At 54.3% G+C, this 21,926-nt stretch carries 20 protein-coding genes; 6 read left to right on the top strand and 14 right to left on the bottom strand.

What is annotated here, in order from left to right:
• Nucleotides 1–269 precede the first annotated feature (269 nt).
• From ACX5K5_RS05505 to ACX5K5_RS05460, 10 genes are all read right to left on the bottom strand, one after another.
• Nucleotides 270–395: a putative transporter small subunit gene (locus ACX5K5_RS05505; RefSeq protein ID WP_324090673.1), complete on the bottom strand. Its 126-nt coding sequence runs from the start codon at nt 393–395 to the stop codon at nt 270–272.
• On the bottom strand, nt 395–2,104 hold the full coding sequence (locus ACX5K5_RS05500) for a sodium:solute symporter family protein (RefSeq protein ID WP_443449953.1): 1,710 nt from the start codon (nt 2,102–2,104) through the stop codon (nt 395–397). Before ACX5K5_RS05500 ends, ACX5K5_RS05505 begins: the two co-directional genes overlap by 1 nt.
• Before the next feature lie 660 nt (nt 2,105–2,764).
• Nucleotides 2,765–3,880 carry a peptide chain release factor 2 gene (gene prfB / locus ACX5K5_RS05495; protein WP_105678836.1) on the bottom strand — a complete coding sequence of 372 codons (1,116 nt, stop codon included), beginning with the start codon at nt 3,878–3,880 and terminating at the stop codon, nt 2,765–2,767.
• Between the two features lie 48 nt (nt 3,881–3,928).
• A complete protein-coding gene (locus tag ACX5K5_RS05490; RefSeq protein WP_188686600.1) occupies nt 3,929–4,366 on the bottom strand; it encodes a hypothetical protein in 438 nt (145 codons plus the stop codon).
• Nucleotides 4,367–4,385: 19 nt separating this feature from the next.
• Nucleotides 4,386–4,799 carry a hypothetical protein gene (locus ACX5K5_RS05485; RefSeq protein ID WP_443449952.1) on the bottom strand — a complete coding sequence of 138 codons (414 nt, stop codon included), beginning with the start codon at nt 4,797–4,799 and terminating at the stop codon, nt 4,386–4,388.
• Nucleotides 4,792–5,208 carry a TadE family protein gene (locus ACX5K5_RS05480; RefSeq protein ID WP_443458784.1) on the bottom strand — a complete coding sequence of 139 codons (417 nt, stop codon included), beginning with the start codon at nt 5,206–5,208 and terminating at the stop codon, nt 4,792–4,794. The genes ACX5K5_RS05485 and ACX5K5_RS05480 overlap by 8 nt, the downstream gene beginning before the upstream one ends.
• A 15-nt stretch (nt 5,209–5,223) precedes the next feature.
• Nucleotides 5,224–5,430: a hypothetical protein gene (locus ACX5K5_RS05475; protein ID WP_188686678.1), complete on the bottom strand. Its 207-nt coding sequence runs from the start codon at nt 5,428–5,430 to the stop codon at nt 5,224–5,226.
• An 81-nt stretch (nt 5,431–5,511) separates the two neighbouring features.
• Entirely contained in the window at nt 5,512–6,453 is a 942-nt protein-coding gene (locus ACX5K5_RS05470; RefSeq protein ID WP_443449950.1) for a type II secretion system F family protein, read from the bottom strand.
• Nucleotides 6,450–7,301, bottom strand: a complete 852-nt coding sequence (locus tag ACX5K5_RS05465) for a type II secretion system F family protein (RefSeq protein ID WP_188686622.1) — start codon at nt 7,299–7,301, stop codon at nt 6,450–6,452. The genes ACX5K5_RS05470 and ACX5K5_RS05465 overlap by 4 nt, the downstream gene beginning before the upstream one ends.
• Nucleotides 7,298–8,524, bottom strand: coding sequence for a TadA family conjugal transfer-associated ATPase (locus tag ACX5K5_RS05460; RefSeq protein ID WP_459175140.1), 1,227 nt, complete (start codon nt 8,522–8,524; stop codon nt 7,298–7,300). Before ACX5K5_RS05460 ends, ACX5K5_RS05465 begins: the two co-directional genes overlap by 4 nt.
• 284 nt (nt 8,525–8,808) lie before the next feature.
• Here ACX5K5_RS05460 and ACX5K5_RS05455 point away from each other — a divergent pair, with 284 nt between their 5' ends.
• The gene (locus tag ACX5K5_RS05455; RefSeq protein ID WP_096256390.1) at nt 8,809–12,471 is read left to right on the top strand and encodes an FHA domain-containing protein; all 3,663 of its coding nucleotides are present in this window, start codon (nt 8,809–8,811) and stop codon (nt 12,469–12,471) included.
• Here the strand turns inward: ACX5K5_RS05455 and ACX5K5_RS05450 are convergent.
• A complete protein-coding gene (locus tag ACX5K5_RS05450) occupies nt 12,468–12,872 on the bottom strand; it encodes a hypothetical protein (protein WP_188686627.1) in 405 nt (134 codons plus the stop codon). The genes ACX5K5_RS05455 and ACX5K5_RS05450 overlap by 4 nt on opposite strands.
• A 356-nt stretch (nt 12,873–13,228) precedes the next feature.
• On the opposite strand from ACX5K5_RS05450, the gene ACX5K5_RS05445 reads away from it, so the two are divergent.
• Nucleotides 13,229–13,477: a WhiB family transcriptional regulator gene (locus ACX5K5_RS05445; RefSeq protein ID WP_096256388.1), complete on the top strand. Its 249-nt coding sequence runs from the start codon at nt 13,229–13,231 to the stop codon at nt 13,475–13,477.
• A gap of 203 nt (nt 13,478–13,680) precedes the next feature.
• The gene (locus tag ACX5K5_RS05440; protein WP_459175139.1) at nt 13,681–15,930 is read left to right on the top strand and encodes a Stk1 family PASTA domain-containing Ser/Thr kinase; all 2,250 of its coding nucleotides are present in this window, start codon (nt 13,681–13,683) and stop codon (nt 15,928–15,930) included.
• A 77-nt stretch (nt 15,931–16,007) separates the two neighbouring features.
• Here the strand turns inward: ACX5K5_RS05440 and ACX5K5_RS05435 are convergent, their stop codons facing one another.
• Nucleotides 16,008–17,399 carry a class II 3-deoxy-7-phosphoheptulonate synthase gene (locus ACX5K5_RS05435; protein WP_170947857.1) on the bottom strand — a complete coding sequence of 464 codons (1,392 nt, stop codon included), beginning with the start codon at nt 17,397–17,399 and terminating at the stop codon, nt 16,008–16,010.
• Between the two features lie 96 nt (nt 17,400–17,495).
• The gene (locus ACX5K5_RS05430) at nt 17,496–18,170 is read right to left on the bottom strand and encodes a lysophospholipid acyltransferase family protein (protein ID WP_096256386.1); all 675 of its coding nucleotides are present in this window, start codon (nt 18,168–18,170) and stop codon (nt 17,496–17,498) included.
• Between the two features lie 126 nt (nt 18,171–18,296).
• Between ACX5K5_RS05430 and ACX5K5_RS05425 the strand changes: the two genes are divergently transcribed.
• The 3 genes from ACX5K5_RS05425 (at nt 18,297) to ACX5K5_RS05415 (ending at nt 21,401) form a co-directional block, all read left to right on the top strand.
• On the top strand, nt 18,297–19,055 hold the full coding sequence (locus ACX5K5_RS05425; protein WP_188686629.1) for an alpha/beta hydrolase: 759 nt from the start codon (nt 18,297–18,299) through the stop codon (nt 19,053–19,055).
• Nucleotides 19,052–19,483, top strand: a complete 432-nt coding sequence (locus ACX5K5_RS05420) for a hypothetical protein (RefSeq protein WP_459175138.1) — start codon at nt 19,052–19,054, stop codon at nt 19,481–19,483. Before ACX5K5_RS05425 ends, ACX5K5_RS05420 begins: the two co-directional genes overlap by 4 nt.
• 106 nt (nt 19,484–19,589) lie before the next feature.
• Entirely contained in the window at nt 19,590–21,401 is a 1,812-nt protein-coding gene (locus ACX5K5_RS05415; RefSeq protein WP_188686631.1) for an AMP-dependent synthetase/ligase, read from the top strand.
• On the opposite strand, the gene ACX5K5_RS05410 is transcribed toward ACX5K5_RS05415, so the two are convergent.
• Nucleotides 21,374–21,919, bottom strand: a complete 546-nt coding sequence (locus ACX5K5_RS05410) for a hypothetical protein (protein ID WP_459175137.1) — start codon at nt 21,917–21,919, stop codon at nt 21,374–21,376. The genes ACX5K5_RS05415 and ACX5K5_RS05410 overlap by 28 nt on opposite strands.
• Between the last annotated feature and the right edge of the window lie 7 nt (nt 21,920–21,926).

Here is a 21,926-nt window from a genome sequence, read left to right as displayed (position 1 = left end):
CCAAACCTTATAGGGGCAACATGTACAACAGGCGCCGATAGTGTGGTGTGTTGCCACATTCATGCCGTTTATACAGACTCGACGTTGCGCAAGGTAACGCATTGACTTGCAAGATTTTGACTACCGCAAGATCCCTCGGTGACCTTTAGCACACCAGCAAAAGCTCCTGCCGTCCGACTATCTTTTCCGCGGACGCAAGCCAATACCAAGGTCTAAAAATTGAACGGTAAGCACCGGCGCAAACCGATGCTTACCGTACAATTCATGGCTTAAATCAGTGGCTCACCGTTGCGTTTGGCTTCCCGCGCTTCGGAAATGAACGCCCTGGCAATAAAGAAGGCAACTCCCGCGACAACGACGGGCCAGGCTAGTACATAAATGGTCAGGGCTAACATTATTCATTCCTTTCGGAGTTGTTCGAATCGTTGCTACGAGCGGCACCCTTAGTCGCACTGACGACAATTTCTTCAACGGGGTCAAAATCTCCGGCTCGTTCTGCGATGACCGAGAAGTCAAAGTCCATCTTTGAACGGAACGACATGAAGTAACAGATCAATGTACTGATTGAATAGGCGACAAGTGATGCCGATAGCGTCGTGTAGTCACGCAGGAATCCGAAGCAGAACGGTGCAGCTACCAGCGTGGCCATTGTGCCAACGATAATTGCAACACGAAGCCCGAAGAATCCGAATGACATCAGGCCCAAAACGATTCCTATACCAAGAATTGCCAACAGCTCGATGATTACCGCGGTAAAACCGGTCATAGGGATCAGCTCGAAACGCACCGGAATGAATACAACGAGAGCTACCAAGACTGCAGTTGTGAATGCCTTGTTCGTAACCTTTTTCCAGTAGAAGCTGGCGAGCACTGGGAAAACCAAGGCCCCCCATAGCGCACCTACGAAGACCAAAAGATCCAATATGTTTAATTGCAAACTGGCCAAACAGACGGCAACCACGGTTGCGACGATCATGGTCATACGTCCGACCAACAGCATCGTCTTTGGATTAGCTTTCTTCTTGCCCGCAACGTTCTGGCCGTAAACATCGGCCATCATGATGGAAGACAGCGCCGCAAGATCCGAGTCAGCGGTGGAGGAAAGCGCACCAATGATCATGATGAAGAACAACGCCAACAGGATTCCCGGCAGATAACTCATGGCCATCTCAGGGATGATGTTGTTCTGGTCCCCGCCCGTGGGTTCAAAACCGAGGTACAAGGCAAGTACGCCGAGCATACCTACACCGATCACCATGGCACCATAGCCAATGGTGGCGGTGATGAAGGTTGGCTTAATTAGGTCTTCACGAACCGCAAAGAGACGCTGAGCGATGGTCTGATTACCAATCGCGTAGGCCAAAACCGCAGCGATATATGGTGCACCCTGGTTCAAAAACGCGTCTGACGAGAAGAAGTTCGACTGTTGGGCGGTAAGGTTTCCAGCTCCGGTTTCGAAGGCTGCAGGGAACCCCGCTGCGAAGAAAATGAACGGAACAATAATTGCTACCGCGCCGAGCATTGCCATGACCTGCATGAAGTCAGTCAAAACCGAGGCACGGAATCCCGACCAAAGGGTGTAGAGCAATACGCCACCGGCTACCGCCAGCACGCCCTGGATGAAATTGAATGGGGAGAGCATCGAAATAAGCACGCCACCGGCAATGAAGTTAGACATCAATGAGATGACTGAACCGACCACATTCGAGCCGGCCAGCATTAACTGGCTGGAACGTCCATGTCGCGCGTGCATGACCTCTGCGAGGGTGTGCGCTTTCGGAGCAACCTTACGGATTCTCTTACCGAATGGGTAAATGAACAGAATCATCAGTGCACCCCAGAGGCCGTAGTGGATAGGTCCACTGATGCCATAGGTATAGCCCGAAGACGCCGAGGCGTACATTGATGAAGCCCAAATCCACGTCGCGGTCATACTGGCCGCGGAGATTCCGAATCCGATTTTGTTGCCAGCGGTCATATAACCGTCAGCGTTTTCATTTTTCTGGCCGATCTTTGTGGACACCAAGAATGTTCCACCATAGAAAAGGACCAGTAAAAGTATGATGACCAAGGCGCTGAAACCGACCGTTTCCGGGTTGTTCACACGCCACCTCCTTCAAACGACGTAGTTGTGAATTGGCATCGTCCAGGTCTTACCTGGAACTTTTGATGCGTGGTTCGCACGTCTCATCCCGGGGAATACTCCACGAGGATTCGTTTAGCCGACGTACCTAAGCTCTAAGCCCATCAACCACTTCCTTCACTTCAGTTACGTATCGTTTTATCTAGGCCGCATCGCACTCCCGGCATGCAAAGCGCTGCCCCTTCTTCAGGACAGCACCGCCGTATAGATGCGTTTTTCCATTGACGAACCGAATTTCCATGCAAAATTCAACTCAGAAATCCATGATTACTTAAAGGTTCATGTTCGTTCATTTGCCGTCTTGCGATCTTCAAAAGATGCATCTAATTTTCGAGCGAAATCACCGCTATTAGTCATGTCACTGGCAGGGCGGCAACAAGAAAATTGCCTATTTCATGCGGTGTCTGACACGGAATGATTCGCGAAAATTTGAGGGTATAGATCACTCAACGACTTTGCCATCCTAGCATGCACTCAGATTTCGGGCCTATATGACCCTCTATTCCTACTCGAATTCAGGCACTCAATCGAAGTTTTATGTTACAAAATTATGATAAAAATTAGCACAAAAAAGGCCTGAAAACTTTTCAGTTTTCAGGCCTTTTTGAGAGCTTCTACGTCCTAATTGGAGGGACGTCGATTACCCGCGCGCCATCGAATTCCTGCATTAATGAAGTCGTCAATTTCTCCATCAAGCACAGCTTGCGTATTACCAACTTCGTGGTCGGTGCGCAGGTCCTTAACCATTTGGTACGGGTTAAGAACATAGGACCGCATCTGATCGCCCCAGGAAGCCTTAACATCTCCAGCGAATTCCTTCTTCTGTGCGCTCTCTGCTTCTTTCTTCAGCAAAAGCAGTCGTGACTGCATAACGCGTAAGGCCGCGGCCCGGTTTTGAATCTGGGACTTCTCATTCTGCATCGACACGACAGTGCCGGTAGGAATGTGTGTCATGCGAACAGCGGAGTCGGTGGTGTTCACGCTCTGCCCGCCCGGTCCCGAGGATCGGAAGACGTCTACGCGCAACTCTGACTCGGGAATCTCGATGGTATCGGTCTGCTCAATCAACGGCACCACTTCAACGGCTGCGAACGAAGTTTGACGACGCCCTTGATTATCAAACGGTGAAATACGCACCAATCGGTGGGTGCCCGCTTCCACCGAAAGCGTGCCGAAAACGTAAGGAACATCGATTTCGAAGGTCGCGGATTTTAAGCCTGCCTCTTCAGCATAAGAAGTATCCATCACGGTGGCTTTATATCCGTGTTTCTCAGCCCATCGCAAGTACATGCGCAGCAGCATTTCCGCGAAATCTGCCGCGTCTACGCCACCTGCACCGGAACGGATCGTTACGACGGCACCACGTGAGTCGAATTCACCATTGAGCAAGGTGACGATCTCCAACTCGGCGAGTGCCTTCCGAATGGAGATTAATTCCTTATCAGCTTCGGCGAGGGTCTCGTCATCGTTTTCCATTTCGGCTAGTTCCACCAGCACTTCAAGGTCTTCGATTCTTGTACGGATCTTGTTCAAGCGTTCAAGTTCCGATTGTCGGTGCGACAATTTACTGGTGACAATCTGCGCGCTGGCCGGGTCGTCCCATAGGTCCGGCACCCCGGCCTCTTCGGAGAGTACGGCGATGTCGGCCTTAATTTGAGCAACGTCGCTCACGTCCTCAATCGCAGAGAAAGTGGATCGGAGCGAACGGATTTCAGCGGGGAAGTCAGTTTTTGCCATAGTTATCTAAGCCTACGCCATGCAGCCTAACGGCTTAAGTTCACGTCGCTACCGGCTCAGTACCGTGCGTGCGGTTGAACTGACCTGGATGCTCACGCCCGACGGCACGATCCAACCAATGATTGGTGGTTGCACCGAGCCAGTGAGCAGGAGCGTCGCACCTTGCCCGTCAGGCAGAATTTGGACGGACCCGATCCTAAGGTTATCAATCCGCTGTCCTGCTTCCACATCTTGTAGGTACCGCTGAACTGCGGCCTGGACCTGTGAATGATTCAATTCAATACGTGGTTGGCCTCCATCACCAACAAACTCGAATTCGTCTACTGCCGCGACGATAGCGCCATCGGCGACCGATAAGAGCTGGCGTGCCTTGAGATTAACCGCGCTCGCGGCGAGCACGACCGAAATTGTCAACAAGGTGATCGCGCATAGTCCAATCGCAAGTACCAAAGACTGTCCGTCCTCGGAACGAAACTTGCGGATCAATTTGGCCCACCGATTTCCGCTAACCAAAACGATCAATTCGTTGGGTCGACGACGCATCGACGGTGAAGACGGAGGCATCAAGATACTCAGAGATAAAGGGTAACTGAACCCGTAGGGAGACCTTGACCGTGACCACGCTACCTGGGCTTAGGCAGGTTTTGTCACAAGAAATGTTTGTGGTGGCTCCCGCTAATCCAAAATTATTCATCGCTCGCTCAACGACTTGATGGGCGTGTGAACGTGCTTGCATCGGATCTTCTGCCACCGCAAAAACCTTGGCAGCTTGGTCTGCTGCGCCAACAACTGCATATGATCCTGCTTGAAGCTGCCCGGCGGCAAGGATCAGATAAATCATGGGGATCAGCAAAACCGTAGACGCAAAAATAAATTCGACGATGGCACTACCTTTTTCGGCTTCACCAGCGTTAGTCATAGCGCACCGCATCACCATGCACTGTTAGGTCCCACCCGTTGGGTAACAGTCCGATCAGTGGGACACGGGTGCTCACAGTAACGGAGACTAATTCCCCCTCCCCCACAGCGCCAGTTGATACCTGCACGTTACGGGCAAACCCACTGTGCAGAGACTCGGCGATCAGCGTGCGGGTTCGCCCTGCAGCGTCCCCGGGTGAACGGTTAGCTAACGCACCGTAATGCGCTCCGTTGGCGGCGGCATCGATGAGGGTATTGCGCACATGAAGCACAAGCGTCAATTGAATCAAGGTCACCGCGATCACGATCAGCAAACTAGTGATCATGACAAATTCGGCCACGGCCGAGCCTGCCTCTTCTGGTCCCAGCCTCCAGAAGCGGCGAGCATTGGCATGTGTAGCCCGATTCATTTTGAGAACACCGGCTTAGCCTAGGCCGGATACTCGATCGATCGCCTGATTGAACAGGTCTTGTAGCCGGGGGCCTGCTATGGCCAACAGCGCTGCAACAAGTAATGCTGACATAAGCGTGATCATCACCCATCCGGGGACATCTCCACGCTCGTCACGCAGTTTCGTAGTGAGCTGTCGCCATAATCGCTGTCCTGCTTCGAGCAGGCTTAGGGCTAACATCATGAACCAAGAGTGGATGCTGGACATCGGAATTCTTCCTAACTTCTGCGGAGTATAGATATTGTGAAGGTGTTTTAGCTGTCAATAGCTCATCTCCAATAAGGCCAATCCAGGGAATACCGCAAAGACAATAGTCAGTGGAAGCACGCCGAAAACTATGGGCACGAGCATGCCAATTTCCCGTTTGCCGGCAACTTCCATCAGCTCACGTTTTGAGGCGTCACGGACATCTTGGGCCTGGTCACGGAGCACTTGAGCCAGTGGTGTGCCGCGTTCGGTGGCGACCACGATGGCATCAACAAAGCGCGTCATCGCACCGACTTGGATTCGATCGGACATATTCTGCATGGCTTGAATCATGGAATTTCCCGAGTGGATGTCGTTCAATGTTTCGGTAAATTCCTCGCCGATCACCCCGTGACAGATGCGTGAAATGCGTTCGATCGCCCCGGTGGTTGATTCTCCAGCGCCCACCGTCAGTGCCAGAACCTCGGCGACCGTCGGAAATTGGGTCAAGACTCTGCGTGCGCGACGTTGTATTTGTTCGTTCAGCCACCATCCTCGCGCAAGAAATCCGAAGATCCCACAGCCAAGGACCACGATGAGCGCGAACGCGAAGTTTGTCGGACGCCCCAGCGCGAACAGTGCCATCAGTGCAGCACCAACCAGCAGTCCCAGCAGCGCGCAAATGATCTCTTGGGAACGGTAGTCCACCACATTCATCTTAAGTCCGGCTGCGCGCAGGCGATTGCGGACAGTCTCGGTGCCGGGGTTGTGCAAACTGGCCAAGCGTTTGATCTGTTGGAGGACCGGGGCCGCAAATTGCACCAAGGCCGGACTGCGCGATTCTGCGCGCCAAGAATCTTCGAGCATCCGCGAGGAACGTGTTCCAACCCGGATGTGCGGGGCGACTCTTTCGGCAAAGGACAGCGGGCGCCACGCTGGAAGGTTCACCACGATCATCCACAATCCCAGGCCTAGACCAAAACCGCAGAGCACTGCCCACGGGACTAGCGAGTTCATGCCAGTACCCGCTCTTCTACAGGTAAGTTGCCTAGGCGCAGCATCACTCGGTAACACAACAGTGAAATCACCAGCCCGGCGGCCAGCACTACTACCCCGCCGGGGGTCAGATAGGCATTTTTTGCAGCTTCTTGAGTGCCTAAGACGAGCAACATAATCCACGGGGCCGCCACGGCCAATCTGGCCGCGGAAACAATCCACGACTGGCGGGCTGCAAGTTCTCCACGGGTACGAACGTCATCACGCAAAAACGCGGCAAGTGTACTCAGCGTCTGGCCAAGATCGGTGCCACCAACCTCCCGGGTAATGCGTAGTGTTGCGAGGATCTTGTCGGAAACCGGATCTGCGAGCCGGTCACCGAGTTGTTCGAGCGCCAACGAAAAGTTTGAGGTGGCCCGGTAATCCAGTGCAAAGTCGCTAAAAGCAGGACGCAGCAGTTCCGGCCCCATACTAGAGAGCTGGCTTAGGGACTCTGGCAATGACAGTCCGGCTCGGATCGCGCTTCGCAGATGATCGACCACCTCGGGCCATTGCTCGTGCAATGCAGCCTGACGTTTAGCGGCTTGATGACGCAGATAAACCCACGGCGCCCAGAAGCCAAAGAGCAAAAATACGGAGGCAAATAACCATGAACCGGTCAAGGCCAGCGTGATCAGCACAAAAACTATTCCGCTGGCGGCACAGATAGCCACAAATTTTGCGGGGCTGAGATTCACGATGCCTGCGCGCAATAGCGATAGTCGAATGAGCGACTGCCGTTTGGGCTTTGGCGGACTGGGGTCAAAAAGCAGCCAATCCACCACGAGGGCAACGCCCAAGCCACCGAGTAAACCGCACAAAGCGATCATGACCGCTCCATGAGCAATTGTGCGACGTTGATACCGGCGAGCGCGAATTTGTCATGTGACCAATCGGCTCCTGGTGCTTGGCTCAGCTCACCATCGGTGTAGTCGAACAGCGTGGAGGTTTCGAACTGACCGTCTTCAACGCGTCCACGCACGCTGAGGATTTCTTGCACGTAGCGTTTTCCATTGGGGTCGCGAGTACAGTGGACCACCAGATCAATGCAGGCTGCCACGGTTCGCACGGTGAAATCACTGGTGATATTCGGGCCTGCCAGTAGCGGCAGCGTACAAATTTTGGTGATTGCGTCGCGAGCAGAGTTTGCATGGAGAGTACATAGGCCGGCGATTCCCGAGTTCAGGGCGATCAGCATGTCTAGCGATTCTGCTTCGCGTACCTCCCCGACGATGATCCGATCGGGCCGCATGCGCAGTGCTTCCTTGACTAACCGGCGCATCGTGATTTCTCCGGTACCTTCCAGATTTGGTAGCCGTGTTTGCATACTCACCACGTCGCGCAAGGCAAGGTTCAGTTCAAAAATTTCTTCAATCGTGATGATACGTTCGCGCGAACCGATGGAGGACGCCAAACAGTTGAGCATCGTCGTCTTGCCTGCCTGGGTGGGCCCGGTAACCACCACGTTGAGTCCCGCACCGATCGACCAACCTAAAAATGCTGCTGCATCCTCGCTGAGTGATCCTAGTTCTACAAGGTCTTCGAGTTTATTGGCGCGAGCGATAAATTTGCGGATATTCACCGCCCAATGTTCATGGGTGATATCTGGAATGACCACGTGTAACCGAGAGCCATCGGGAAGTTGGCAGTCCACGAAGGGCTGAGAAAGATCCAGTCTGCGTCCTGAGGATTTCAGCATCCGTTCAACCAACGCTGCCACTTCAGCACTTTCAAGCCGAATATGGGTGAGTTCACTTTGCCCGCCACGAGCGCAAAAAATCTGATGAGGCGAGTTGATCCACAATTCCTCGACGGTGGGGTCATCGAGCAATGGTTGTAATTGCCCAAACCCTGCCACGTTGTCATACACCTGACGGCGGGCTTCGTCTAACGGACCGATGGCAGGCACTGCGCCGAGTAATGCTCGTTCGTCGTAGTCGCGCAAGACATCGTCAATCAAAGAGCGTATGAGCACCGGTTGCTTGCCGGGGTCTAGCCCGCGTCGACGGACTAGCTCACGTACTTCGTCTTCCACGATGGATAGGGCGTCCACGTCAAGTCCTCAGCCGAAACTATGAAGATATTCCCGAATGATCGAGGTACACCGGCCACCGAAGCGCCAGCACAACATCGTGCCACCCATTTTTGCTCGTGTTCTGGGCGAAGTGGGTATGTGATGGGAGCCTAGCCCCAGAATCGTTGTCTTTCAATACCCAAGCGGAGATGTGGATAAGCCGAAGGCAACGTTCTCCACATCCGGTGAAGCACCCAGTTGCGCTGTGACCAGTAGATGCTGAAGTACTCATAAGTGGCGGGTCCGATTGAGGAGGAAACATCATGGTGCGTTATGAGCTGTTGCTTGTTTCGCGATCTTTTGCACAGCCGCGCCAGTTTCACCTGCAGGTTTCCGCTGCCCTCGATGGTCAGCAATTGTCCGAGATCTTAACCGCAAGTTTCGGTGCAACGCGCTGGTTCCTCGGACCACTCGCCTTGGAAGAATCTGCGGAGCTGAGCTCGCGCACACACTTGTTGCTAACAGACCTTCCGCGTCCGGTTCTACCGCGCGAGCACCAGATGCCTTCGGCCTTGCAGCTCTTTGTCGCTTCCGGGCCAGATGCAGGCGCGAGCTTACTACTGGTTCAAGGCACTCATGATGTAGGGCGTTGTGCTCCCTTATGGCTGCAAGACCCGCAGATCGCGCGGCGTCATGCGCGCATTCGAGTGGATCAATCCCAACTGTTGCTGACCTGCGAATCATCCAACACGCTGCGAATTTCTCCACAACGGCCCGCCAATGAGTCGCTGAGCGAACTATCTTTGGAACGCGGCACTCGTTTCTGGCTGGGTGATACCGAGTTATGTGTGGGTGATCCGGTGATGCTTGATAACGCACAGTCGATCAATGCCGAGCAACTTCACTGGGCACTACCGGATAAGCCCGAACTTCAACGCCTGATCGCCCTATGTTTAGCAGCCCTTCTGCCGATGCTTTCCGGAGTGATGCTGGCGGTATTCACCGGATCAATGTTGTTTCTACTACTCAGTGGCGCCTCAGCGCTACTTGGAATTTTCCCTGCTATCCAGTTGATTGGCGAACGTCGTCGGTGGAAGGCCAAAGCCGTGGTGTACCGCGAAAACATCATCAATGCCCGAGCAGCCTATGCCTCGCCCCTGGGAATTAGCACCCTGGCAGGATTGGCACGCGCCGAATTACAGATACCGACAGCCAGTTTGCCTCCTCTGGTCTTTGGCCAGGGACTGTGGGCCCCGGCCGCCGAAGAACCTTCAGCTAAGACTAAGCGACGTAGAAAGTCGCGTACTTCCTTGGACGCCCCGTGCCCGTCACCGGTGTTCTCCCCCAGTGTGCCGGGTGCTTGGCAGATCGTTGGCGCGCAGGACAAACCAAGCACCGAACTGCTCTTCGCGATCTTGGCCCGCTATCTCCCGGCGGTTTTATGTGGACGCTTAGAACTGGTACTCGATCCGAGATTGCAATGCCTCCCGGCGAGTCTACTTTTGTTACCCGGAGTCAGCACCGGACTGCCACCGTTGGCGGTCACTCCCACCATGCTGGAAACAAAATCAGACGGCTTGGTGCGTACCTTGTACGTGGTGTCTACCCCTGCACAGACTTGCGACCAGTCGTTAGTGATCGGCATGAGTCAAAACCCAGTACCAAACGGCACACGGTGGGTGAATCCGCGAACTCCCGAGGTCGCACTCGAAGATACACAGCTGACGCTGCACACTGCACTACGGCTCAGCGTGCAACGCTTCGTTCGGCTAATTGATCGCTGCCTCAGCTTGGCCGAATCCCAAGCAATGCGAGGCCGCACAGAATCCAACGAATTAGCACCCTGCGATCCAGCTCGTGCCTTAACGGCGCTTATTGGGGCTACCGATCAGCAGGATCCCATTGTTCTCGACTTCGGCGCAGACGGACCACACATGCTGATCTGTGGAACGACTGGTTCTGGAAAGTCTGAAGCACTTCGCCGGATCGTGAAGCAATTGGCCAGCGACTATTCGCCTGAGCAGGTGGCCTTTGCGCTCGTCGATTTTAAAGGCGGTGCAGGTCTATCCGTATTCGCACAGTTGCCCCACGTTCAGCTGTTCGCCAGTGATTTGGACTCAGCGGCCGCTCAACGCGCGTTGGCCCAGTTGGAAATTGAAGTGACCCGGCGTGAGGAGTTGTTAGCCGAATATCGTTGTAGCGACTTGCTCGAATACAGACAGCTAGTTCAGCCTGGTCCTGCGCTTCCGAGCCTCGTAGTGGTGATTGACGAATTTCGGGTGTTCAGTGAATCCATCCCCGAAGCCAACCCACGAATCGACCGTCTCGCTGCGGTTGGTCGGGCGTTGGGCATACACCTATTGCTCAGCACCCAGCGACCGGCCGGCACCTTAACCGGACAGACCAGAGCCAACCTCAATACTGTAATAGCCCTACGCGTCAATGACCCCGGCGAATCCATCGAGCTAGTCGGCATTCCTGACGCCGCAACACTGACAAGCCCAGGACAGGCAGTAATTCACTGTGCCACACGGTCTACCCGTAAATTTCAGTTTGCACTCGCCTATGATCCACCACCCCATGGCGAGTTAGCCGAACGTGGCCCGCGCGATCTCACCGCCAAGCAGGTGTGCACCTTTGGCAGGCATCCCACTGCGCACGAGAGTATGCAAGCACTGCACCGACAGATCGCTGTCTTGGCCTTAGAATGGCAGTCGTTCACCATGGGCCGCTCGCCGTTTGCTGAGGCGTTACCGCAAACCCCTACGCCCCCTAGAACACCATGGATGTCCGGCCAAACAGAAGAAATCTGGTGTGGGCTTGTGGATCGACTCGATTGTGGGACGTTGGAACCCTTACTTATCGGGGGGCAAGCCGGTCATAGCATTCTGGTGTGCGGACTGCCAGAAGCTGGCCCGCGACAGTTGCTTACCAACTTGTGCCAATTACCTAGAAAGGTTCTAAGTTTTGGCCCGGAATTACTCATCAACGCGGCGCAATTTCCTCACTTGCTGCAGGTCACTGGGCAAGATACTTACGACTTTCTTGACGCCGTCGATTATCTTAATGAACCACGTGAAGATGAGGAGTTGTTAGTACTCATCCACGGAGTCGGCCAATTACAGTCGTCCTTGCACCCACAGCAATTTCAGCATTTTGATGAGGTCCTTGGTGCACTCCTGCGACGCGGTGGCTTTGGGCCAACCGTAGTCATAGCTGTCGATCGAGATCAAGCACTGCTCAAAGCTGCTGGTTTGTGCACCGAACAATGGTATTTTCCATTCCACGCCACCGACTCATTAAAAATGGCTTGGCCACGAATACCGGCCGTGGCCAACCACGTTGGACGTGGAATTCTGATGAGCGGAACCGACGTTGCACGCAGCATTCAACTAGGTGCTGCACAATCGCTCTCTATGACTGATCGTCCTTGGTCCGCGGGCAACTCAGATTCTCAGAACGCCAGCTCCCCTGGATTACTCCGACTAGGAACACGATCTTTGGAGGATACCGTCATTTCGTTGCCCGCCACCGCGATGTCCTTAGTAATTTGCGCCGACACCACCATGCGACAAGAACTGAGCCAGGTTTTGTGCCAGCGGTGGGGCATCGAGCGCGTGGAAAGAATCGAAGACCTCGAAGCGTTACTAAACCGTTCAACCAATCGAGGTGTCGGGCTGGTTCTCGAACATACGAATGACCCGAGGCTTGCCCCGTTGCTTAATTCCGCAGTGAGCCGTGCAGTGATTCCCGTGCTTTTCGTTCCACCTTCAAGCCGGCTCGCTTACGAAGTCGGTGCACCAGGGATGGCTCTCGACGATCGATGTGTGGTGGTAGTTGAGGCCCATCACCCACACGATCTACAACCAATGCCTTGGGAACCTTTGGGTCCTACTCAGACTCTGGATGCTAAAAACCAATGGCGCGCGATAGCAAATTCTCATGGACTACCACGCGCCGTTTTGATCGATAAAGAAAGTATTTAGGACTGTGGACGATCGCCGAGGAAAGCCGTTGTTTTCGGAGCAAATAACATCACGATAGTCACGGCGGCCACCACAATCGCAGCAATGGCGACGCCGGTAAATGGTCCTTGCATGAATGAGAACGAGAGGATTAGTTGGAAGAGTTGCCACACGATAATGGGGGCGCGGGTGAAAGCTTTCCCCTTGAAGAAGTTCAGCGAAACACTAACCTGCCAGGCGCCTGCAGCTAGGCACAGCACGAGCATGAAAATACGCCCGCCCATATTGAGGTTTCCCTCGTCCGAAAGATGCAAAAGGTAGTTCGCTGCGTAGACCAGAACTGCTATTGCTTCGAGCATCGTTAGTGCTGCCACAGTTAAAACGCTGGTGGGACGGGGTACCGAAGATTCGTTGTTGCTCACGAGACCAATTTTCGTGCAAGTGTCTCAGGAACTCAAACGGGTGTTGTCCTAGGGAAAGATCAGCTCTGCCTAGCGTTCGTCAGATAGCGCAGAGGGCACCGGAAAGCCATGTGAGAAAGCACTCAGGGATTCAGCCACATTTCACTTCCATGACTCTTGTTTACTTTCTCGTAACATGAAAACCTAATGTGGTTGGTTAAATGAACATCTCAGTTCGTACCTGACCGACTCCTCGAAGATGATTTCAGTACTCACAACGTAACGCACCTGCTTTTCCAATTCGCAGTTGTTTTCTCTTTGTGACGTTTTCTGGAGGGCCTTCGTTTCCCCAAATATTTCAAGGAGCATCAATAAGCATGGATTGGCGTAGCCGCGCGGCGTGTCTGGAAAAGGACCCGGAACTTTTCTTCCCGGTGGGTAACACCGGTCCGGCCCTCTTGCAGATCGAAGAGGCCAAAAGCGTATGCCGTCGATGCGACGTCACCGAAACCTGTCTGCAGTGGGCCATCGAGTCCGGACAGGACGCTGGCGTATGGGGCGGTATGAGTGAAGATGAGCGTCGTGCCCTAAAGCGTCGTGCTGCTCGGGCTCGTCGCGCTTCTTAGAGTAAAAGCTGCACCCGAGGTAGATCTCGCAACCCGGGATGCTGTCTGAAATCCGCCAGTGGGAATCCTACTGGCGGATTTCGACTTTAACTCGTGAAACACTCAGGCCAGCTGGGTAACCTACACTTAGTATCTGTGTTCGAAAGGAGCCGTGCAGTGTCTCAGACCCTTCAACTGTGCTCCCCTGTGGCAGGAGTTTGTCCTTGATAACCCCTGAACGACCAGACCAGCTCGTAGGACAAGTGCTCGGTCACCGGTACCGGTTAGATACTCTCATCGCTTTAGGTGGAATGTCTCGGGTCTACCGGGCCATGGATCTCAATTTGCACCGTTCGGTGGCAGTGAAGGTGCTGGACGAAAACTTCGCTAGCGAATCACTCGTTCGCGAACGTTTTGAGTCTGAAGCCATTATCGCCGCGAATATATCTCACCCGAATGTGGTGTCAATTCGCGATCATGCAATTTCGGGCAGTCACGTGTATCTCGTAATGGAATATGTGCGTGGCCAGAATCTTGCCGAGGTCATCGAAGAACGCGGACGTTTCACTCCACGCCAGATGCTCAGCATTCTAGAGCGCATCTGCAGTGGACTTCGCGCGGCTCATCTCGAAGGCATCGTGCATAGAGATATGAAGCCCGCCAACGTTTTGCTCTCAGACAACGGCGAAATCAAAATCACCGACTTTGGCTTAGCCCGGGCAGCTAGTGCCCATACCCAGTCCGCCACACTGGTTGCGACACTTTCCCATGTGTCCCCCGAGCTGGTTTCTGGCGCTCCTTCCGACTCACGTAGCGATATCTACGCAGTGGGCATCATGATCTATCAAATGCTCACCGGACAATTGCCCTTCCCCATGACTAATCCGGCAGCCATGATGAAGCATCACCTCGATTCGCCCATGCCAATGCCTTCTAATTTGGTACCAGGGCTGAGTGAAGATCTGGACGAACTGGTGCGCTATTGCACCGAAAAGGATCCTGAACGGCGTCCCCAAAATGCTGGATTTTTACTTGATGATGTCATCCAGATCCGATCAACGTTAACTGACGACGAGCTGGATCTCGATGCCGAGTCCTTAGGTGACGTTTCAGATCTTGCGCCTCTCGCAGCGGCTGCAATGCCGACCACGGTCCAGCAGCGACTCGATGAGTGGCAGCGTCATCGCGATGAACAACGTCAACCTTGGTGGATGGACGAAGATACCCTCGGCGAAACCGCAGCGACATCGTCCGAAGATTACTCTGCCGTGCCAGAGGACGACGCCACCACAGTAATCAGCACCTCCGATGCCACCGAAGTACTGGACCTGCGTGACCACACCACGACGGTACCCCGCATGGCCAATGAACACGAAGCCCCGGAGCCCTCGTTTTCCTCAGCCACTGCTGCTTATTCGCGAGAAGACTTGGACCAATTCGAGGATTCAGCTCCCACAGCAACCGACCTTGCGGTCCCAACAGTTCAAGACAAAGTATCGGCCCGTGCACTGAAGCAAGAACAAAAGCGGGCGGCCAAGGAATGGCGCAAAACTGCGCAGGTTCCAACCCACCAGCTGGTGAGACCTAAAACTGGTGGGCGTCGGGCGATGATCACCGTGGTGCTAATCTTCGTCGTTGCCTTAGTCGCTGCCTGCGCATGGTTCTTCGGCCGTGGCCCGGGAACAATCATTCGTGTCCCGTCGCTCACCGGAATGCTGCAAACTCAGGCAGTCTCCCAGTTTGATAGTCAAGGTGTCCCGGTACGTGTGAACTCGGTCTACGACGATGAAATCGCCGTCGGCAGAGTTGTGCAGTCCAAGCCAAACACCGGCGAAAGTTTGATGAAATTTCAGGGCGTCAACCTGCTAGTTTCCCGTGGCCCTGAACTTTTTGAAATTCCTGCACTGCAAGGTTTGAGCCAAACTGAAGCAACTTCCCGCCTCGCCGATAAGGGTTTGACGAAGGTAAAGACGAGTCAGGAGTATTCATCCTCTGTTGAAGATGGCAAGGTTATTTCCAGCTCTCCTGCCGCGGGTGAAATGGCTAGCCGGAAAAACACCATCTCGCTGACTCTCTCCCGTGGCCCGGCCCCAGTCCAGGTGCCGAATGTTCTCGGACTGACCCATGAACAAGCAAAACAGAAATTTAACGATGTAGGACTGAAACTGGTTGTCGGCGAGAAGCAGTATTCTTCTGATATCGCCCCCGAATTGGTGGTAGCGCAAAGCACGCAGAATCAGACGGTCCCCTACGGCAGTTCCGTTACGGTGAACCTCTCCAAGGGGCCAGAACTCCTCCAGGTCCCCTCTGTCCTTGGCCAGAGTCTCACGGAAGCCACCGCCACTCTTGAAGCTGCCGGGTTTACCGTTTCTAATCGATCGATGCTCGGCGGCTTCTCAGATACCGTACGCATGCAAACCCCGCTGAATCAGCAGGCCGAGCGTGGTAGCGAGGTCAGTCTGTATACGTTCTAGTTTTTTGGTTTGTGGTAACAAAAAATCCTGGCTTCTCTCACTACGAGAGAAGCCAGGATTTTTGTGCGTTGGACGGGTTAGCGTCGGCCGCGGCTTTGCAGGGCACCAGAAACGAGGAACGCCATTTCCAGTGACTGCTTGTGGTTCAGTCGAGGGTCGCAGACCGACTCGTAGAGATCGTCGAACTGCTCTTGACGGATCGGATCGGCGCCACCGAGGCACTCTGCTACATCGTCACCGGTCATTTCCACGTGCAAGCCACCCGGGAAGGTGCCAAGCGAATCGTGGACTTCGAAGAAGCCGCGGACTTCGTCCATAACATCGTCGAACCTGCGGGTTTTGTAACCGTTTTCGCTGGTGACGGTGTTGCCGTGCATTGGGTCGGTGACCCAAAGTACCTGCGCACCGGAAGCGGTAACCTTCTCGACCAGGTTTGGCAGCTTCTCGCGAATGTTCTGCGCACCCATGCGGGTAATGAAGGTCAGGCGTCCTGGCTCGCGGTTCGGATCAAGTTTCTCGATCAATGCCAGCGCGTCTTCTGGCTTGGTATTCGGACCAAGCTTCACGCCAATTGGGTTGCGTACGCGCGACAGGAAGTCCACGTGTGCGTGATCCAGCTGACGGGTACGCTCACCGATCCACAGGAAGTGTCCCGAGGTGTCATATGGCTGCCCGGTACGTGAATCAGTTCGCGTTAGTGCGCGTTCGTAATCCAGCAACAATGCTTCGTGGGAAGCAAAGAACTCGGTACGCTTCAGTGCTTCGAAGTCGGCTCCGCAGGCATCCATAAAACGGATCGCCGAGTCGATTTCTCCGGCAAGCTGCTCGTAAGCCGAGTGTGCTGGGTTCGCCATGAAACCTGCGTTCCACGAGTGAACGCTGCGCAGGTCAGCGAAACCGCCCTGGGTGAACGCACGAATCAAGTTCAGCGTCGCCGAGGAGGTGTTGTAAGCCTGCACCAGACGCTTAGGATCGTGAGCACGGGTCTCTGGAGTGAAGTCATAACCGTTGACGATGTCGCCGCGGAATGCCGGCAGAGTCACGCCGTCTCGGGTCTCATCGTTAGAAGAACGTGGCTTGGCAAATTGCCCAGCCATGCGTCCCATCTTGATGACCGGCATCGAAGCGCCATAGGTCAGCACAACAGCCATCTGCAAAATCGTTTTCACACGCGAAGAGATCTTGTCTGCGGTCGCTCCGTCAAAGGTTTCGGCGCAGTCGCCACCCTGAAGGAGGAAGGCTTTGCCCTGTGCCGCGGCTGCAAGACGTTCACGCAAAATGTCCACTTCACCAGCAAAAACCAGTGGCGGACGTGAACCCAGTTCGGAAATTGAAGCGCTATAGTCCGGGTGCTCACGCCAGGTGGGCTGTTGGGCAATAGGCAGATCACGCCACGCATCAAGTTGAGGGTCGGTGGCGGGGCCGGCTACAGAGGAGCCAGGCAATGGGGTTCGGTTTTCTTCGCTCACCCTAAAGATTCTACGTGTGAGAGCCTCAAAGCACCGCGATGAATGTAACAACTTGGCGTAACACACCGAATCTGGACACTGCCGAGCATCTCTGTACTAGCTATTTTTAGTTTTTTTCGGAGCGTATACGTCTACGTAGTTCTGACCGGAGAGCTCGTTGATGGCCTTGCGAATATCATCGGCCACCAGGCGCAAGATCTGCGGGTCATCAGCTTGGCCAGCGTACTGGCTGAAATCCAAGGGGGTTCCCAGATGTATGCCGATCCGCCCAGGTTTGGGGATCCCTCGCCCAATGGGCTGGACTTTGTCGGTACCGATCATAGCGATAGGGATAACGGGCGCACCGGATTCAATGGCTAGTTTTGCGACACCAAGTTTGGCGCGGTAAAGCCGACCGTCTGGCGAACGTGTTCCTTCTGGGTAGATACCCAGTAACTTGCCTTCTTTTAATGCGCGGTTGGCGCTAGCTAGCGCTGCCGCTGAACCTTTACCGCCGGAACGGTCCATCGGCAGCTGATTAATGTTGCGGAAGAACCACGCGACCAATCGTCCTTTGGGTCCTTTGCCTTTAAAATAATCGTCCTTGGCCAAAAAGATCACCGGGCGTTCGAGGCTGGCCGGTAGGAATACCGAATCACTTACCGAGAGGTGGTTTGAGGCAAGAATCGCCGCGCCCTGTACGGGAATGTTGTCGATACCTTGAAGATCGATCTTGAAAAAGATACGCAACAAGGGCCGAACCGCGAACCGTTTGAGAAAGTCGTAGAGCACGGGGTGGCATTCCTTCGTTTTGTCTTCGAACGTTTATGCGTGGGTTCGCTGCTGCGTGCGTTGATTCCACTCCATACAATTGTGCACTACGCTCGACTATGAACCGTTAAATTATTAGGGGTGCACATGATGAAAGACGCTACTTCGATCTCAGGGACCACGTCGGACGTGGATTTTGCTGTGCTGTTAATCCATGGCTTTACCGGCTCCACTACAGCTATGCGCCCCTGGGCTGACTCCCTAGAAGAGCAGGGTGTGCCCACCAGCGTTCCGATACTTCCCGGTCATGAAACCCACTGGCAAGACATGATTGGACGTCCTTATCACCAGTGGATCCAACGCACCGAAGATGCCTACGATGAACTCGCAGCAACACATCGAAGAGTTTTTGTCGCCGGCCTGTCCATGGGTGGCGCTTTGGCGTTACACCTTGCCACACGCAGAAACGTCGCTGGTGTGTCATTGGTTAATCCCGGATTGGTCATCGATTCACAGGTGGCACCTTACGCGGGATATTTGCGCCGAGTCGTTCGTTCGGTCGCTCCAATCAGCAATGACATTGCGCTGCCAGGAGCCGATGAAAATGCCTATCCTCGCACGCCGGTAGCCGCCGTACAAGAGTTGTATAAGCTCTTCGCACAAACCCGTGCCCGACTTCCCTTGGTGGGCGCACCGGTTCAATTATTTCGTTCCGCTGTGGACAACGTCGTTTCGGATGCATCCGTACACGAATTGCTCAAAGGACTGGAGCCGGGAATTCTTCGCGAACGTATCGCGTTGTCACGCAGTAGGCACGTGGCGACGTTGGATTATGATGCGCCGAAAATTTTCAAAGAATCACTGCGTTTTTTCACCGATGTGACAGCGCGGGAAGAGGCTAAGTGAATCCGGCAGAGCAAGAGCCATCAAACACCGAAGATCCCCGCTGGGATGAGTTGGTGGACAACTTTAGAAACCTAGAGGTGCCCGCTCCGCGTGAGCCGAGCGCAGAAGAGCGCGCTGACGAATTAGCAAAATTGTTTAATACCGGACCGCTGGCACGCGGTCCGCGTGATTACGTGGCCGATGAAACACCGGAAGAGTTCATTCCCGAAGAACCTGCCGCCATAGGCAGCGGCAACCCGATGCTCAACCTAGCGTGGGTTGGCGCCGTGGGCGGTCCCTTTGGACTGCTTTTTTGTGTAATCTTCTTTCGAAGCGCTCCAGGCTTTATTTATCTTGGCCTAGCGGCCGCCGCGATCATCGGTATTTTTTACTTGCTGCGAAGACTTCCGACTCAGCGAGATCCGGGAGATGATGGGGCTAAGGTCTAACCAACTTGGAACACTTCCATAGCTACGTTACTATCAAGTAATATAGATGTGACACAGCTTACGTATTGTCATAGCCCGAACACTTAGCACAGGAGATGAGTACCAGATGCGCGAATACAGCTCGCCACTTCGCATCCACTCGCCGGAAAATTCGAACATTACCGATCTGCTCCTAAGGCATGCTAATTCAGCAGCCAATCCGGCGCTCTTCTCGGTACCCGCTGCTAATGGGGATTGGCAGGACATCACCGCTTCACAGTTTGCCGCCGATGTCTCGGCAATCGCACGTGGATTTATCGCTTCGGGTATTGAACAAGGCTCGCGCATCGGCCTAATGGCGCGCACTCGCTACGAATGGACACTAGTTGACTTCGCAATCTGGTACGCCGGTTGCATCACCGTACCGATCTATGAAACTTCCTCCCCCAGCCAGGTTGCCTGGATCATTGCCGACTCTGGCGCCCGCGCGGTGGTAGTGGAATCTGCCAAACATGAAAATGTTGTCCGTCAGGCGGCCCATCAAGAATCCTTAGACGAGCTGGACGAGGTGTGGCAATTTGACGCTGGCCTTGATGAGCTGCGCGAGCTCGGGAAAAACGTGAGCGATGAGCAACTCGAAGCGCGTCGATCCGCGGCTACGCTCAATGACGTAGCCACGGTAATTTATACTTCCGGGACTACCGGACGCCCCAAGGGCTGCGAATTGACCCACGGCAACTTCGTTGAGCTTTCTGACAACGCTGCCGCGGAACTTCCTGAATGTGTCTACCCCGGCGCAGCGACCATCATGTTCCTGCCACTAGCGCACATCTTCGCCCGCTATATCTCGATACTGGCCGTTTCCGTTGGCTGCCGTGTCGGCCATACCCCAGACGTCAAAAACCTGCTGCCTGACCTCCAGTCATTTCAACCAAGCTTCATTCTCGCCGTACCCCGTGTGTTCGAAAAGGTATACAACTCAGCCATGCTGAAGGCCGAAGACGGCGGTAAGGGCAAGATCTTCCACGCTGGTGTTGACGTCGCAGTTGCTTATTCTCGCGCGCTGGAAAACGGCAATGTTCCACTAGTACTCAAAGCCAAGCACAAACTCTTTGATGTGTTGCTCTATAACAAGTTGCGCACCGCTATGGGTGGAAAAATTCGCTATGCAGTCTCCGGCGGCGCTCCCCTGGGCCAGCGTCTAGGACACTTCTTTAACGGAATTGGCGTGACAATTCTCGAAGGTTACGGCCTGACCGAAACCACAGCTCCAATCAGCGTAAACACCCCCGGCAAGATCAAGATCGGCACCGTCGGTCGCCCATTGCCTGGCAACGCAGTCCGTATTGCAGAAGACGGCGAGATCCTGACCAAGGGTATTTGCGTGATGCGCGGTTACCACAACCGGCCAGATCTCGAAGCAGAAACGTTCACCGATGGCTGGTTCCGTACCGGTGACGTTGGAGAGCTCGATTCTGACGGGTTCTTGAAAATCACCGGCCGTAAGAAGGAAATTATCGTTACCGCCAGCGGTAAGAACGTTATTCCAGCATTGCTCGAAGATCAGATTCGTGCCGACGCATTAGTTTCACAGTGCGTCGTCCTAGGTGACGGTCGCCCGTTCATCTCGGCACTAGTCACGCTAGACGCCGAGTCGCTACCGGGCTGGCTGGAACGCAACCAGTTAGATAAGTCATTGACTATCGAACAAGCTGGAGAACTCGACGTGGTCAAGACTCATATTCAGTCGCTGGTCGACAAAGCGAACAAATCTGTGAGTCGCGCCGAAGCGATCAAGGCGTTCCGCATTGTGCCCACGGATTTCACCGAGACCTCCGGTCATTTGACCCCCTCGATGAAGATCAAGCGTGCTGTGGTGTTCAAGGACTACGAACAGGTCATTGACGAAATCTATTCGGCAGCTAAGCCAGTCGCATAAGTTAGCACCGCATCAGCAAGTGCCCACTGTTCGTGGGATGAAGCGGCCCAGGGAAACCTGCGGCCGCTTTGTTGTACCCGCTCAGCAAAATCTAAGGGTAGGATCACACGTTCAAAAACTGGTGCGACAGTCCCTGATTTAGCTGATCCCAACTGCGCGTAAAGTAAGTTCTCTGCCAAATTTGTTTGCCCATTGAGCAAGAGCCATTGCACTAGATCCATGAGCGCGGGTTCTGCTTTCGCGGAGGTATCACCCAACACAACCAGAACGTCTGCTTTGGTAAAGTGCCCGGTCAACGCCGCTTGAACTCGTTCGGGGCCTGCTGCCCGAACCTGCGAAGACAACGAGAGCTCTTGAAATTGGGCTTGCAGGAAACCCGCGAGTGTTTCTGCCGGCAACGATGAGTCTAGGGCGAAAACACTAACGTTCAGGGATGCTCGTATTTTTCCTGCGGCGAGGGCTTTCGCCCGTAGCATTGCTGGTTTAAGTGTTACGTCCTGCTTGCGTGATAAACGCATCGCTCTC

The organism is Glutamicibacter bergerei (assembly GCF_054495185.1).
The sequence above is the reverse complement of the archived record's forward strand: the minus strand, read 5'-3'. Positions and strand labels throughout refer to the sequence as shown.

Coding starts and splice junctions, on each gene's coding strand:
- ACX5K5_RS05505 (WP_324090673.1), bottom strand. CDS start 395: ATGTTAGCCCTGACCATTTATGTACTAGCCTGGCCCGTCGTTGTCGCG.
- prfB (WP_105678836.1), bottom strand. CDS start 3,880: ATGGCAAAAACTGACTTCCCCGCTGAAATCCGTTCGCTCCGATCCACT.
- ACX5K5_RS05485 (WP_443449952.1), bottom strand. CDS start 4,799: ATGACTAACGCTGGTGAAGCCGAAAAAGGTAGTGCCATCGTCGAATTT.
- ACX5K5_RS05480 (WP_443458784.1), bottom strand. CDS start 5,208: ATGAATCGGGCTACACATGCCAATGCTCGCCGCTTCTGGAGGCTGGGA.
- ACX5K5_RS05475 (WP_188686678.1), bottom strand. CDS start 5,430: ATGTTAGCCCTAAGCCTGCTCGAAGCAGGACAGCGATTATGGCGACAG.
- ACX5K5_RS05470 (WP_443449950.1), bottom strand. CDS start 6,453: ATGAACTCGCTAGTCCCGTGGGCAGTGCTCTGCGGTTTTGGTCTAGGC.
- ACX5K5_RS05465 (WP_188686622.1), bottom strand. CDS start 7,301: ATGATCGCTTTGTGCGGTTTACTCGGTGGCTTGGGCGTTGCCCTCGTG.
- ACX5K5_RS05455 (WP_096256390.1), top strand. CDS start 8,809: ATGGTGCGTTATGAGCTGTTGCTTGTTTCGCGATCTTTTGCACAGCCG.
- ACX5K5_RS05445 (WP_096256388.1), top strand. CDS start 13,229: ATGGATTGGCGTAGCCGCGCGGCGTGTCTGGAAAAGGACCCGGAACTT.
- ACX5K5_RS05425 (WP_188686629.1), top strand. CDS start 18,297: ATGATGAAAGACGCTACTTCGATCTCAGGGACCACGTCGGACGTGGAT.
- ACX5K5_RS05415 (WP_188686631.1), top strand. CDS start 19,590: ATGCGCGAATACAGCTCGCCACTTCGCATCCACTCGCCGGAAAATTCG.
- ACX5K5_RS05410 (WP_459175137.1), bottom strand. CDS start 21,919: ATGCGTTTATCACGCAAGCAGGACGTAACACTTAAACCAGCAATGCTA.